At 73.6% G+C, this 13,793-nt stretch carries 9 protein-coding genes; 2 read left to right on the forward strand and 7 right to left on the reverse strand.

The genetic code is table 11. From position 1 onward, the window contains the following. Positions 1–68: 68 nt before the first annotated feature. Entirely contained in the window at positions 69–995 is a 927-nt protein-coding gene (locus AB4Y76_RS02070) for a LysR family transcriptional regulator (protein WP_441921836.1), read from the forward strand. Here AB4Y76_RS02070 and AB4Y76_RS02075 read toward each other — a convergent pair. The 7 genes from AB4Y76_RS02075 to AB4Y76_RS02105 all read right to left on the reverse strand — a co-directional run bounded on the left by AB4Y76_RS02075 (position 964) and on the right by AB4Y76_RS02105 (position 11,540). After that, on the reverse strand, positions 964–2,085 hold the full coding sequence (locus tag AB4Y76_RS02075) for a uroporphyrinogen-III synthase (protein ID WP_441921837.1): 1,122 nt from the start codon (positions 2,083–2,085) through the stop codon (positions 964–966). The two genes, AB4Y76_RS02070 and AB4Y76_RS02075, sit on opposite strands and share 32 nt — an antisense overlap. 16 nt (positions 2,086–2,101) lie before the next feature. Continuing rightward, a complete protein-coding gene (gene nirD, locus AB4Y76_RS02080) occupies positions 2,102–2,497 on the reverse strand; it encodes a nitrite reductase small subunit NirD (protein WP_441921838.1) in 396 nt (131 codons plus the stop codon). Next, a complete protein-coding gene (gene nirB / locus AB4Y76_RS02085; RefSeq protein WP_441921839.1) occupies positions 2,494–5,115 on the reverse strand; it encodes a nitrite reductase large subunit NirB in 2,622 nt (873 codons plus the stop codon). The genes nirD and nirB overlap by 4 nt, the downstream gene beginning before the upstream one ends. A gap of 10 nt (positions 5,116–5,125) precedes the next feature. Continuing rightward, a complete protein-coding gene (locus tag AB4Y76_RS02090) occupies positions 5,126–6,670 on the reverse strand; it encodes an FAD-dependent oxidoreductase (protein WP_441921840.1) in 1,545 nt (514 codons plus the stop codon). Then, positions 6,667–8,835: a molybdopterin oxidoreductase family protein gene (locus tag AB4Y76_RS02095; RefSeq protein ID WP_441921841.1), complete on the reverse strand. Its 2,169-nt coding sequence runs from the start codon at positions 8,833–8,835 to the stop codon at positions 6,667–6,669. Before AB4Y76_RS02095 ends, AB4Y76_RS02090 begins: the two co-directional genes overlap by 4 nt. Then, positions 8,832–10,400, reverse strand: coding sequence for an MFS transporter (locus tag AB4Y76_RS02100; RefSeq protein ID WP_441921842.1), 1,569 nt, complete (start codon positions 10,398–10,400; stop codon positions 8,832–8,834). Before AB4Y76_RS02100 ends, AB4Y76_RS02095 begins: the two co-directional genes overlap by 4 nt. 204 nt (positions 10,401–10,604) lie before the next feature. Continuing rightward, positions 10,605–11,540, reverse strand: a complete 936-nt coding sequence (locus AB4Y76_RS02105; protein WP_441921843.1) for a co-chaperone YbbN — start codon at positions 11,538–11,540, stop codon at positions 10,605–10,607. 136 nt (positions 11,541–11,676) lie between these two features. Between AB4Y76_RS02105 and AB4Y76_RS02110 the strand changes: the two genes are divergently transcribed. Further along, positions 11,677–13,791 (forward strand): ATP-binding protein, encoded by a 2,115-nt coding sequence (locus AB4Y76_RS02110; RefSeq protein WP_441921844.1) that lies wholly within the window; start codon positions 11,677–11,679, stop codon positions 13,789–13,791. Positions 13,792–13,793 lie beyond the last annotated feature (2 nt).

Consider the following 13,793-nt stretch of genomic DNA (forward strand, 5'->3'; position numbering starts at 1 on the left):
CCAGTCTGCGGAGCAGGATGATGAAGGTCCAGCGATATAATCTTCATGCTTCCATGTAATCTGCCTACATGATGGATCTCGCCGCCCTCCGGTCGCTCGAGGCGGTGCAGCAGCACGGCTCGGTGGTCGCCGCCGCCGAGGCGCTCGGCTTCACCCCCTCCGCCGTCTCCCAGCAGATCAAGCGCCTGGAGCGCCAGTCCGGGGTGACCCTCCTCGAGCGCGTCGGCCGCGGCGTCATCCTCAGCGGCCCGGGCCGGATCCTGGTCACCGAGGGCGCCCGGATCGCGGCCGACCTGGAGCGGCTGGAGACCGACCTGCACGCGCACGCGGGCGCCGTCGCCGGAGAGATCACCCTGGTCGGCTTCTCCACCGCGATGCGCGGCCTGATCGGCCCCGCGGTCGCGCAGGTCGCCGCCGCGCACCCGGCGCTGCGCGTCCGGCTCGCCGAGCTCGAGCCGTGGGACGCCGTCGAACAGGTCGCCACCGGTCAGGCCGACGTGGCCCTGGTGCACCGCTGGGGCGACGTCGTCCTGGAGATCCCCGACCACCTCGACCGCCGAGTCGTGCACCACGACGAGGCCGAGGTGATCGTCCACGAGGACCACCCGCTCGCCGGCCGGGGCCGGGTCACCCCGCACGACCTGGTCGCGGAGCGCTGGATCGCCACCCCGGCCGGGACGATCTGCCGGCAGTGGCTGAGCCGGATGTACGCCGGCACCGGCGGCCTCCCCCGGATCGAGCACACCGCGATGGAGTTCGCCTCGCACCTCCGGCTCGTCTCCGCCGGGCTGGGGATCGCGCTGGTCCCCCGGCTCGGCCGCGGCCCCCTGCCCGCGAACACGCGCGCGGTCCGCGTCCACGACCCGGTGCCGTCCCGGGAGACGCTCGCGGTCTGGCGGCACAGCCTCGGCCGCTCCCCCGCAGTCACCACGCTCGTCGACGTCCTGGAGCAGGCCGGCTCGGTCACGCCGTCTGGAGCACGTACCCCCGCTTGATCACCGTGCGCACCAGCGGCTGCTGGCCGGCGTGCCCGCTGAGCGACTCCCGCAGCCGGGCGACCGCGACCTCCGCGGTGTGCGGGTCGGCCGACTCCCCCGGCAGCACCTCCAGCAGCCGGTCGCGGCTGACCACCTCGCCGGGCCGGTGCGCCAGGCAGCGCAGGATGGCCAGCCCGTTCGGCGACAGCGGCAGCACGTCGTGGTCCAGCGTCGCCGCCGACGCGCGGACGTGCAGCACCCCCGACGGGGTCCGCACGCTGTGCGCCTCGTCGCCCAGGGTCAGGATCACCAGCCGGACCAGCGCACCCATCCGGGAGCGGTCCGGGAAGACGGGCGCGAACCCGGCGTTGACCAGCGGGTCCGCGGTGACCGGGCCGACCGCGGCGATCAGCAGCCGCTGCTGCGCGACCAGGTCGCGGACCACGTCGGTGACGCCTTGCCGGTCGAGCTCGGCCAGCCAGGCCGCGGCGGCCGGCGCCGAGGTGAACATCACCGCGTCGAAGCCGCCCGACGCGACCTGCAGGGCCGTCTCGGCGACCGCCTCCGGGTTGGCCGGCGGACCCCAGCGGTAGACCTCCAGCGGCACGACGGACGCTCCGGCCCCGGTGAGCATCGCCTCCAGGTGCGGGTCCCCGGCGCCGTGGTGCTGCACCGCGATCCGGGTGCCCTCGACGCCCTCGGCGAGCAGGAACTCGACGATCTCCGCGGACGTCTCCGACTCCGCGACCCAGTCCGCGACCAGGCCGGCCGCCTGGAGCGCGCCGCGCGCCTTCGGGCCCCGCGCGACGATCCGGACCTCCGCGAGGACGGCGAGCAGCTCGTCGTACAGGCCCGCGGTCTCCGCGGTCTCCATCCAGCCGCGGAACCCGATCCCGGTGGTGACCACGACGGTATCGACGGGGGCGTCCAGGATCTCGCGGGTGCGCGCCAGCAGGGTCTCCTCGTCGATGTGCGGGACGACGCCGAGGGTGGGCGCGACGGTCACGTCGGCGCCGCGGCGCACGAGCGCGCTGGCGAGCTCGTCGGAGCGCCGCTGCGCGGTGACCAGGATGCGGGTGCCGGCGAGGACCGGGGTGAGAGCGGTCATGTCAGGCCTCGTCGTCCTAGGCGACCAGGGCGGCCGGTGCCACCGGCACCGGGTGCACGTAGACGACGCCGCCCGCGATCCAGGTCCGGTAGACCGGCAGCCGTCCGGTCGGGTCGGTGAGGCACTCCCCGGTCCGCAGGTCGAAGACGTGCTTGTACATCGGCGACGCGACGGTGTCCCGGTGCCCGTCCTTGTCGGCGACCGAGCCTACGATGCCGCGCGCGATCACGTTCGCGTCGGCGAACGGGTCCCGGTGGCCGACCGCGTGCACGAACTCGCTGCCGTCCGGTCCGGTCACCCGGAACAGGGCCACCTGCTGGTCCTTCACCAGGACCGCGACCCCGCGCTCCGGGATCAGCTGGCGCTTCGTGCACACCGCGACCCAGTCGTTCGCTCCGGTCCTCGTCGTCATGCGGGCACCTCTTCCTCGTCGTCCTGCACCAGGGTCCGCGTGGCCAGCCGCGGTCCCGCGATCAGCGTCCCGCGCTCCGCGGCCGTCGCCGGGCGACGCTGCCCGCGCTCGGTCACGTACGCCAGGTCCGGGTCGCTCGCCTCCGGGTCGTTCACGAACGACACGAACTGGGCGAGCTTGTCGGGGTCGGCCAGCGTCGCCGCCCACTCGTCGCGGTAGCTGTCCACGTGCACCGCCATCGCCGCGTCCAGGTCCGCGCAGATGCCGAGCGAGTCCTCCATCACCACCTGGCGGATCGCCTCGATGCCGCCCTCGTGCGCCTCCACCCACGGAGCCGTCCGCTGCAGCCGGTCGGCGGTCCGGATGTAGTACATGAGGAACCGGTCGATGGTCCGCACCAGCGTCTCGGTGTCCAGGTCCTCGGCGAAGAGCCGGGCGTGCCGCGGGGTGAAGCCGCCGTTGCCGCCGACGTACAGGTTCCAGCCGTTGTCGGTGGCGATCACCCCGACGTCCTTGCCGCGCGCCTCGGCGCACTCCCGCGCGCACCCGGAGACGCCGAGCTTGATCTTGTGCGGCGCCCGCAGCCCGCGGTAGCGCAGCTCCAGGTCGACCGCCATCCCGACCGAGTCCTGCACGCCGTAGCGGCACCAGGTCGAGCCGACGCACGACTTCACCGTGCGCAGCGACTTGCCGTAGGCGTGCCCGGACTCGAAGCCGGCGTCCACCAGCCGCTTCCAGATCGCCGGCAGCTGCTCGAGCCGGGCGCCGAACAGGTCGATCCGCTGGCCGCCGGTGATCTTGGTGTAGAGCCCGAAGTCGGCCGCCACCTGGCCGATCGCGATCAGGCCCTCCGGGGTGATCTCGCCGGCCGGGACCCGCGGGACCACCGAGTAGGTGCCGTCCTTCTGCAGGTTGGCCATCACGTGGTCGTTGGTGTCCTGGAGCCGGGCCTGGTCGGTGTCCATCACGTGGCCGGTGCCGAGCGAGGCCAGGATCGAGGCCACCACCGGGCGGCAGATGTCGCAGCCGCGGCCGCTGCCGTGCTGGCCGATGATCTCGGAGAAGCTGCGCAGCCCGGTGACCGAGATGATGTCGAAGAGCTGGGCCCGGCTGAACGCGAAGTGCTCGCAGAGCGCGTTGCTGACCGTGACGCCGGCCTTCTCGAGCTCCGTGGTCATCAGCGACTTCACCAGCGGCAGGCAGGACCCGCAGGAGGTGCCCGCCTTGGTGCACGCCTTCACCCCGGCCAGGTCGGTGCAGCCGTCCTCGGTGACCGAGCAGCGGATCGTCCCGGCGGTCACGTTGTTGCACGAGCAGACGTTCGCCGCGTCCGGCAGCTCCCCGGTCACCGGCGCGCCGCCTCCCAGTGCCGATTCAGGGGGAAGCAGCCAGGCGTTCGGGTCCGAGCCCAGCTCCGCACCGACCATCGGCCGCAGCGCCGCGTACGCCGACGCGTCGCCGACGAGCACGCCGCCCAGCAGGGTGCGGGCGTCGTCGGAGACGACCAGCTTCTTGTAGACCCCGGCCACCGGGTCGGCGTACACGACCTCGAGGCTGCCGGGCGCCTCGGCGAAGGCGTCGCCGAAGGAGGCCACGTCCACGCCGAGGAGCTTGAGCTTGGTGCTGACGTCGGCGCCGGGGAAGGTCGCGTCCCCGCCGAGCAACCGGTCCACGACGACCTCGGCCATCGTGTAGCCCGGGCCGACCAGACCCCAGGTGCGCCCCTGGATGCAGGCGACCTCGCCGACGGCGTACACGTCCGCGGCGACGCTGAGGCAGCCGTCGTCGACGACGACCCCACCGTGCTCGCCGATCACCAGGCCGGCCTCGCGGGCGAGCTCGTCGCGCGGCCGGACCCCGGTCGCGAACACGACCACGTCGGCGTCCACCACGGTGCCGTCGGCGAACTCCATCGACGCGACCTCGCCGGTGCTGCCGGCGTGCAGCGCAGCCGACGCCGTCGCGGTGCGGACGTCGACACCCATCCCCTCGACGATCCGGCGCAGCGCCGCGCCGCCGCCCTCGTCGACCTGGAGCGGCATCAGCCGGTCGGCGAACTCGACCACCGTGGTGGCGACGTCCAGGCCGCGCAGCGCACCGGCCGCCTCCAGCCCGAGCAGGCCGCCGCCGACGACGACGCCGGTGGTGGTCAGGCCGCGCTCACGGCGGCCGTGCACCCAGGCCTCCAGGTCCTGCACGTCCTGGACGGTCCGGTAGACGAAGGCGCCCGGGAGGTCGGCGCCGCTGACCGGCGGCACGAAGGCCGACGACCCGGTGGCCAGCACCAGCGCGTCGAAGCCGCTGGTGCCGGCAGCGGTGGTGATCGTGCGGGCGGTGGTGTCCACCGCGGACACGGCGCTCCCGAGGTGCACCGTGACACGGGGGTCGGCGCCGAGGTCCTCCTCGCCCAGGGTGAGGTCGTCCGGCGTCTTCCCCGAGAAGTACGACGTGAGCGCGACCCGGTCGTAGGGGGCCCGCGGCTCCTCGCAGTAGAGGTCGACCTCCCAGATCTTCTCGGTGTCGCGGTCGAGCAGCGCCTCGACGAGGCGGTGGGCGACCATGCCACCGCCGACGACGACGAGCCGGCGGGGGGTGGCCAGCGGGTGAGTACTGGACATGGCGGGCACCTTATTTCCTCGATTCAACGGGCATGTTTCGCTCTGTTACAGGCGTGCTAACAGCTGCGGGCGCAGCGCCGGGATCGCTGGCGTTGAGCCAGTCGACGAGGCCGCAGACGACCTCCTTGCAGCCACCGCAGCCGGTCGTCGCGCGGGTCGCCCCGGCGACGGCGTCGACGGTGGCCGCGCCCTCCTCCCAGGCGGTGACGATCTGCTTCTTCGTCACCCCGGAGCACCGGCAGACGGTGGTCGAGCCCGGCATCCGCATCGGCGACGGCGACTCCTCGACGGCACCGCCGGCGCTCGCCGGGACGAGCAGCGCGAGCGGGTCGACCGGCAGCGGGGTGCGGCGGTCGTAGGCCAGGGTCAGCGCCGCGGAGACGTCGGGGAAACCCAGGCAGGTGACTCCGACGAGCTCGCTGTCGCCCCGCTCGTTCGGGCGCAGCACCAGGTCGGCGTGCCGGTTGCCGCCACCGTCGCTGACGCTGACGACGCGGTCGTGGTCGCCCGCCTGCGAGGCGCGCACGCCCATCGTGACCAGGTCGACGCCGGCGGCCTTGAGCTTCACCGGTTCCGCCCTCGGCGGTTGAGGAGGTTGCGCGGCAACCGTCCCGAAGCCCCCGAGGAGGCATCCGGCCAGGTCCTCGGCCTGGCGCCAGCCCGGCGCCAGCAGGCCGGACATCCCGCCGGGCGGCTGGGCGCAGTCGCCGACGGCGAACACGTGCGGGTCGGAGGTGCGCAGCTCCTCGTCGACGACGATGCCGCGGTCCACCGTGATCCCGGCCGCCGCGGCCAGGCCGGTCTCGGCCCGGATGCCGCAGGAGACGATCATCAGGTCGGCGGCGAGCAGCCGGTCGTCGGTGAGGCGGACGGCGACGATCTCGTCGTACGCGCTGATCACCTCGGCCACGCTGGTCCCGGTGACGACGTCGACGCCGAGCGAGCGGAGCCGCGCCGCGAGCATCCGTGCCGGCGGGCCGTCCAGCTGGGTGGCCATCAGGTGCGTGTCCAGGTCGACCACGGTGACCGGGACACCGCGTCGGCGCAGGCCGCAGGCGGCCTCCAGGCCGAGCAGGCCGCCGCCGAGGACGACCGCGTGCTTGGCGTTCATCGCCCGGGCTGCGACGTTGCGGGTGTCGTCCAGCGTGCGCAGCACGTGCACGTGCTTCGGGTCGCTCTGCCCGTCCGGCCGGGCGAGCCCGGGCAGCGGCGGCACGAACGCGCGGGCACCGGTGGCGAGGACCAGGTGGTCGTACGACGCGCGGCCGCCGTCCGAGAGCAGCACCTCCCTGGCGGCGGTGTCGATCGCGTCGGCGGCGACGCCGCGCCGGAACAGCACCCGGTCCGCGTCCGGCAGCGGCAGCCCGAGCGCGCGCAGGTCCGCGCGGCCGGCGAGCACCTCCGAGAGCAGGATCCGGTTGTACGGCTCGTACTCCTCCGCACCGATCAGCTCGATCTCGAACCGGCGGTCGGCGTCGCCGCGGACCAGCTCGTCGACGAAGCGGTGGCCGACCATGCCGGCCCCCACCACGACGACCTTCGTGCGGTCGGTCATACCAGCACCTCCTCGGTGAGCGGGGTGACGAGGTCGGCGCGCGCGAGCGTGACCGCGCAGACCTTGAACTCGGGCATCCCGGAGATCGGGTCGGTGGCGTCGTTGGTGACCGCGTTGGCCATCCCGTCGCCGGGCCAGTGGAACGGCATGAAGACCGTGTCGGGGCGGATCGTGGTGGTGATCCGCGCCCGGGCGATCGCGGTGCCGCGCACCGAGGTCACCGCGACGTCGTCGCCGTCGTCGATCTGGTGCAGCCGGGCGAGGTGCGGGTGCAGCTCGACGAACGGAGCCGGCGCGACCGCGTTCAGGGCCTCGACGCGGCGCGTCTGGGCGCCGGACTGGTACTGCGCGAGCACCCGGCCGGTGACCAGGTACACCGGGGCCTCCCGGCGCAGGTCGTCGGCCGGCGCGCCCGGCGACGTCGCGACCATCCGTGCCTTCCCGTCGGGGTGCGCGAACCGCCGGGCGAAGAGCCGCGGCGTGGGGTTCCCGCCGGCCGGGGCCGGCCAGTGGTGCGCCCGGCCCTCCCCGTCGGCGTCCTCGGCGTCCAGCAGTGCGTGCGAGAGACCCGAGTAGTCGGCCTTCCCGCCGGCGCTGGCCCGGGCGAGCTCGTCGAAGACGACGGCCGGTTCGGTGTCGAAGTGCACGGCGGAGCCGAGAGCGCGTGCCAGGTCGGCGAGGATCCGCAGCTCGCTGCGTGCCTGCCCCGGGGCGTCGAGGGCCTTGCGGCGGCGGAGCACCCGGCCTTCCAGGCTGGTCATGGTGCCCTCCTCCTCGGCCCACTGCGTGACCGGGAGCACGACGTCGGCGATCCGCGCGGTCTCGCTCGGCACGAAGTCGCAGACCACGAGCAGGTCGAGCGCCTCCAGCCGGCGGCGGACCGCGGTCGCGTCCGGGGCACTGACCAGGACGTTGGCACCGTGCACGAACAGCGCCCGGACCTCGGTGCCGAGCTTCGCGAGCAGCTGGACGGCCGGGACGCCCTTGCCGGGCAGGGTCTCCGGGTCGACGCCCCAGACGCCGGCGACGTGCGCGCGGGCGGCCGGGTCGTCGATCATCCGGTAGCCGGGGAGCTGGTCCGACTTCTGGCCGTGCTCGCGCCCGCCCTGCCCGTTGCCCTGGCCGGTCAGGCAGCCGTAGCCGCTGGCCGGGCGTCCCGGCAGGCCCAGCGCGAGGGCCAGGTTGATCGCCGCCGTCACCGTGTCGGTGCCGTCGGAGTGCTGCTCGGAACCGCGCCCGGACAGGATCATCGCGCCGCGGCCGCCCCGGGCCGGCGAGGCGGCGGCGAGGATCGCCACGGTCCGGCGCAGCTGTGCCTCCGGGACGCCGGTGATCGCGGCGACGCGTTCGGGCCACCAGAGCGCCACCGAGCGGCGCACCTCGTCCCAGCCCGTGGTCCGGGCGGCGAGGTAGGCCTCGTCGGTCAGACCCTCGGCGACGACGAGGTGCAGCAGACCCAGCAGCAGGGTCTGGTCGGTGCCGGGCAGCGGCTGCAGGTGCAGGCCCGCCGTGGAGTTCGACCCGGAATCGGTGAGCGAGGCGGTCGCGGACCGGCGCGGGTCGACGACGACCAGGCCGCCGCGCTCGCGCACCCCGGCGAGGTGCTGGACGAACGGCGGCATCGTGTCGGCCACGTTGCTGCCGAGCAGCAGCACCGCGTCGGCGGACCCGATGTCGGCGACCGGGAACGGCAGCCCGCGGTCGATGCCGAACGCGCGGTTGCCGGCCGCGGCGGCCGAGGACATGCAGAACCGGCCGTTGTAGTCGATGTGCCGGGTGCGGAGCACGGTCCGGGTGAACTTGCCGAGCTGGTAGGCCTTCTCGTTGGTCAGGCCGCCACCGCCGAAGACGCCGATGGTGTCGCGTCCGTGCGCCTCCTGGAGCGCGAGCACCCGCCGGGCGACGTACGCGAGGGCGTCCTGCCAGGTGGCCGGCTCGAGCTCGCCGGAGGCACCGCGGACCAGCGGCTCGGTGATCCGGTCGGGGGCCCGGAGCACCTCAGCGCTGGTCCAGCCCTTGTGGCACAACCCGCCCTTGCTGGTCGGGAACGCGCGCGGGGTGACCCGGAGATCGACGCTGCCATCGACGCTGACCCCCTCCTCGGTGGAGGGAGTCAGCGTCATCGCGCACTGCAGAGCGCAGTACGGGCAGTGGGTGGAGGTCACACGCGCGCCTTCGCCATCGTGGCCTTCGGACGGAGGTAGAAGAACCAGGTGACGACCATGCAGATCACGTAGAAGCCGGCGAAGACACCGAACGCGCTCTTGACCGCCTCGACCGGGTCGGACACCCACGGGGCGCCGAAGGTGATCGGGATCAGGAAGCCGCCCAGAGCACCGATCGCACCCACGATGCCGAGCACCGCGGAGGCCTCCTTGGTCGCCTTCGCCTCGGCGTCCTGGCGGGCCGTCGAGCCCTCGGGACCGGCGGACTTCGCGTAGGTCTTCCAGATCGCCGGGATCATCCGGTACGCCGACCCGTTGCCGATGCCGGTCGCGGCGAAGATGAACAGGAACGCCACCAGGAACCACGGGAACAGGTCGGAGTTGTGGTTCACCGCGTCCACCACGGCCGGCGGGAAGCCCGGGAACGAGCTCGGGTCCTTCGCCCACGCGGCCAGCTTCTCCGGCGGCGCCGTGGGGACGGTCTCCAGCCGGGTCAGGGTGAACAGCACGCCCAGGGTGCCGAGCAGCATCCCCACGAAGGAGGCGAGGGTGACCCGCGCGCCGCCGAGACGGTCCGCGAGCCAGCCGCCGAACGGACGGGCGATCGAGCCGACCAGGGCGCCGAGGAAGGCGTAGTAGGCGAAGTTGATGCCGATGGACTCCGTCGGGATCGGCGAGCGGAAGAAGTTGATCTTGATCAGCAGCGGCATCGCGGCGGAGAAGCCGATGAACGAGCCGAAGGTGCCGATGTAGAGGAACGCCATCACCCAGGTGTGCTGGTAGCGGACCACGGCCATCTGCTCGCGCGGCCGGCTGTAGGCGGCCCGCAGGTTGTTCATGAACCAGTAGGCGCAGAGCGCGGCGACCACCGCGAGGGCGGCGTACAGGTAGCCGGCCCGCTCCAGGACGATGCCGCTCTCGCTGGCCTTCACCAGCCCGAAGATGCCGGCGCCGCCGACGATCACCGGGAAGAAGAGCTGGACGACCGCGACGCCGGCGTTGCCGCCCGCGGCGTTGAGGCCGAGCGCGGCACCCTTCTTGTCGGACGGGTAGAAGAAGTTGATGCTCGCCATCGACGAGGCGAAGTTGCCGCCGCCGACACCCGCGGTCGCGGCGACCAGCACGAACACCCAGTACGGCGTGTCCGGCCGCTGCACGATGAAGGCGAAGAGCAGCGTCGGGACCAGCAGCAGCAGCGCGCTGACCACGGTCCAGTTCCGGCCGCCGAACTTCGGGACCGCGAAGGTGTACGGCAGCCGGAGCAGCGACCCGACCAGGTTCGGCACCGCGACCAGCCAGAAGAGCTGCTGCGGGGTGAAGTCGAACCCGGCCTTCGCGAGCATCGCGGCGCTCACGCTCCAGAACAGCCAGACCGAGAAGCCGAGGTGCTCGGCGAGGATCGAGAAGGCCAGGTTGCGGCGCGCGGTGGTGCGCCCGGTCGCCTCCCAGAAGGCCGGCTCCTCCGGCTCCCAGTGGTCGATCCAGCCGTTGCGCGGCGCCGCCGGGATCGGCGTCGCCGCTCCCGGTGCGGCCGGGGCGGCCGTGGTGGTCTCGGTGGCGGACATCGGGACTCCTTCGCATCACGGATCCGTGGCTGGATCGTGACCCGAAGGTGTCACCGGGATGTTTCGCGGCGATCACAAGCGCGATTGCCCGAAGGTAAAGGGTTTCTCGCAGTCGGGGTCAGCGGCCTGTGAGGTGCGTGCCTCGGCTCACACGGACGGGTTCCGGTCGTGAGATCCGCGTAACACCACGGCCTCCCGACGCGCTCAGAAGAGCGCGGAGGTGAGGTCCCGGCGGGCGCGCTGCACCCGCGGGTCGTCGTTCCCGACCGCACCGAAGAGCCCGATCAGGTGGGTGCGCGCCCGGTCCCGGTCCCCCTCGGAGGTGCGGCGGACCAGCTCGATCAGCCGGTTGAAGGCGTCGTCGACGTGGCCGCCGAGCAGGTCGAGGTCGGCCACCATCACCTGGGCGGCGACGTCGTCGGGCGCGGCGGCCGCGGCCGCCCGGGCGGCGTTCAGGTCCACGCCGTCGGTCCGGTGCAGCAGCTGGGCCATGGCCAGGCCGGCGGCGGCCTCGGCGTCGGCCGGGTTGGCGTCGACGAGCTTCTGGTACTCGGCGACCGCACCCGCGATGTCGCCGCGCTCCAGGGCGTCCTGCGCCGGGGCGTAGCGCGGGTCGAGCAGCGCCTCGCCGGTCTCCGCGTCGACCTCGCCACCGGCACGCGGCTGGTGCCGCCCGGTGAAGCCGCCCTGGGTGAGCTGGGCGAAGACCTGGTTGATCGCGGCCCGCAGGTCCTCGATCGGGGCCGCGTTCTGCAGCAGCGGGACCGGGCGGCCCTGCGCCACCAGGATCACCAGCGGGACCGACGGGATCTGCATCGCCTGGGCGATCTGCGGGGACGCGTCCACGTCGACCCGGCCGAGCAGGAACCGGCCCTCGAACTCGTTCGACAGCACCTGGAGGTCGTCGGCCAGCCGGACGCTCTCCGGCGAGCGGGCGCTGGAGAAGACCAGCAGCACGGCCGCGTTCATCGAGCTCTCCAGGACGGTCTGGAAGTTCTGCTCGTCGACCTGGACCGTGTACGCGCCGCTCACGCCGGCGGGCCCGCCCGGGGCTGCGCCGGGACTCGTTCCGGGCGCCTGCAGGCCGGAGAGGTCCACGGCGCCGGGACGGGAGAAGGGCTGCTGGGGCTGCTGCGTCATACGGCCCATTGTGTCGGACCGCCGTACAACCGGCCCATCCCGGGCCTACGGTGGTGGGCACGGGCCCCGCCCAGGACCGGAACCGGACCTGTACCGGACCTGTATCGGGCCCGCGCCTGCCGACGATGGGGGAATCGTGGCATCCAGCGAGAACAGCACGGCCGGACCGACGCGGGGGCGCCGGGCGGTGCGCCTCGCCCTGGGCACGACCCTCTTCCTGCTCACCGGGTACGCCGGCCGCGCGACCGTCCTGCACGACGGCGGCGCCAGCCTGGTCTGGCCGGCGATCGGGGTCGCGGCGCTCTGGCTCGGCAGCGGCAACCGCCGCACCTGGCCGGCCGACGTGACCGCCCTCGTGCTCGCCTCGGTGGTCATCTACCTGACCACCGGCGTCAGCGTGGCCTACACGGTCGTCTTCCTGGTGATGACCCTGGTCCAGCTCTTCGTCTTCATCGCGCTCGTCCGTCGCCAGGTGCCCGGGCTCTGGGGCTTCGGGGGCGCCGAGCCCCTCCAGCGGGTCGGCCAGCTCGGCCGGCTCGCGCTGGCGGCCGCACTCTCCGGCCTCGCCGCGACCGCCGTCGGCGGCCTCGTCGCCACGCTCGTCTCGGGTCGGCCCGATGCCGCCACCCTCGGCGTGCTCTGGGGCCGCAACGCGGTCGCGCTCGTGGTGGTCACGACCCTCGGCGTCCTGATCGGCCAGTCGCTCGCCGGCAGCGGCAGCATCGGCGGCGCGCTCCGGCGGACCGGGGCGGCCCTCCGGCCGGCGACCCCCGGCCGCCTGCTGGAGGCGCTGGCCCTGGTGGCGACCACTGTGCTGCTCTCCGTCGCCATCTTCGCCAGCGGCGCCGAGGTGGCCGAGGCGCTCGCGTTCCTGCTCCTGGTCACCTCGGTCTGGGCCGGCCTGCGCTTCTCCCCCGTCGCCGTCGCGCTCCAGGGCCTGGCCCAGGGCATCTTCGGGGTCGGCGCCACCCTCGCCGACGACGGCCCCTTCGCGGACATCTCCTCGGTGCACACCCGTGGCCTGGTCGCCCAGCTGTTCGTCGCGATGACCGTCCTGACCGGCCTGGCGCTGGCCTTCAACCGCGGCGAGCGCGACCGGGCCGACGTCCGGCTCGCCGAGGCCGAGCAGGCGTCAGCCGACCGCGCCCGGCTGCTCGACGCCGTGCTGGAGTCGATGACCGAGGGTCTCGTCGTCACCGAGGCCGGCGGGCGGGTGATCGTCCGCAACGGCGCCGCCCGGAGCCTGGTCGGGCTCGACCCGGACGCCGCGGAGGAGATCCTCCGGGCCGACGCGTACCACCTCTTCCACGCCAACGGCCTGCCGCTGCTCGACGAGGAGATGCCGGGCAGGCGTGCGCTGGCCGGCGAGGTGGTGCCGCCCGAGGACTTCCACGTCCGCAGCGAGGCGGTGCCGCAGGGGCGGGTCGTCGAGATCAGCGCCCATCCGCTGACCCAGAACGACCCGGACGCGCCGCGGCGCGCGATGGTCAACATCCGCGACGTCACCCTCGACCGGCAGCACAGCGACGCTCTGGCCTCGTTCGCCGGCGTGGTCGCGCACGACCTCTTCAACCCGCTCAGCGTGGTCGGCGGCTGGACCGAGGCACTCGAGGACGAGTTCGCCACCGGCAGCGTGCCGGGCGCGGTCGGGCTCCCCATGATCGCCCGGATCCACGAGGCGACCGCGCACATGCGGGTCCTGATCAGCGACCTGATGTCCTACACGGTGGCGCGCGACCAGTCGGTGCGGGCGCAGTCGGTCGACCTGACCGCGACGGTCCGCCAGCTCGCCCGGCTCCGGGCGGACAGCGCGAGCGCGCCGGTGATCGCTGTCGACGACGACCTGCGGGTCTGGGCCGACGAGGGCCTGGTCCGCCAGCTCTTCGACAACCTGCTCGGCAACGCGGTCAAGTACGTCGCGCCGGGCGTGCGCCCGGCGGTGGCCGTGACCGGACGCGAGGACGACCTGCACCGGCTGGTCGTCCGGGTGACCGACAACGGGATCGGGATCCCGGCGGGCCAGCGCGAGGAGGTGTTCAACTCCTTCCACCGCGCGCACCGCGACGGGTACCACGGCACCGGGCTGGGCCTGGCGATCTGCCGCCGGATCGTCGAGCGGCACGGCGGCACGATCCTCGTCGAGGAGGGCCCCAACGGGATCGGGACGACGTTCGTGCTCCAGCTGCCGGCGACCGCGGAGGCGTTCGCGCGCCGCGGCCTGTCCGTGCCGGTGGTGCAGCCGGAGGCCTGAGC

This window comes from Marmoricola sp. RAF53 (assembly GCF_052114005.1).
In the GTDB taxonomy this organism is placed as follows: Bacteria; Actinomycetota; Actinomycetes; order Propionibacteriales; family Nocardioidaceae; genus Marmoricola.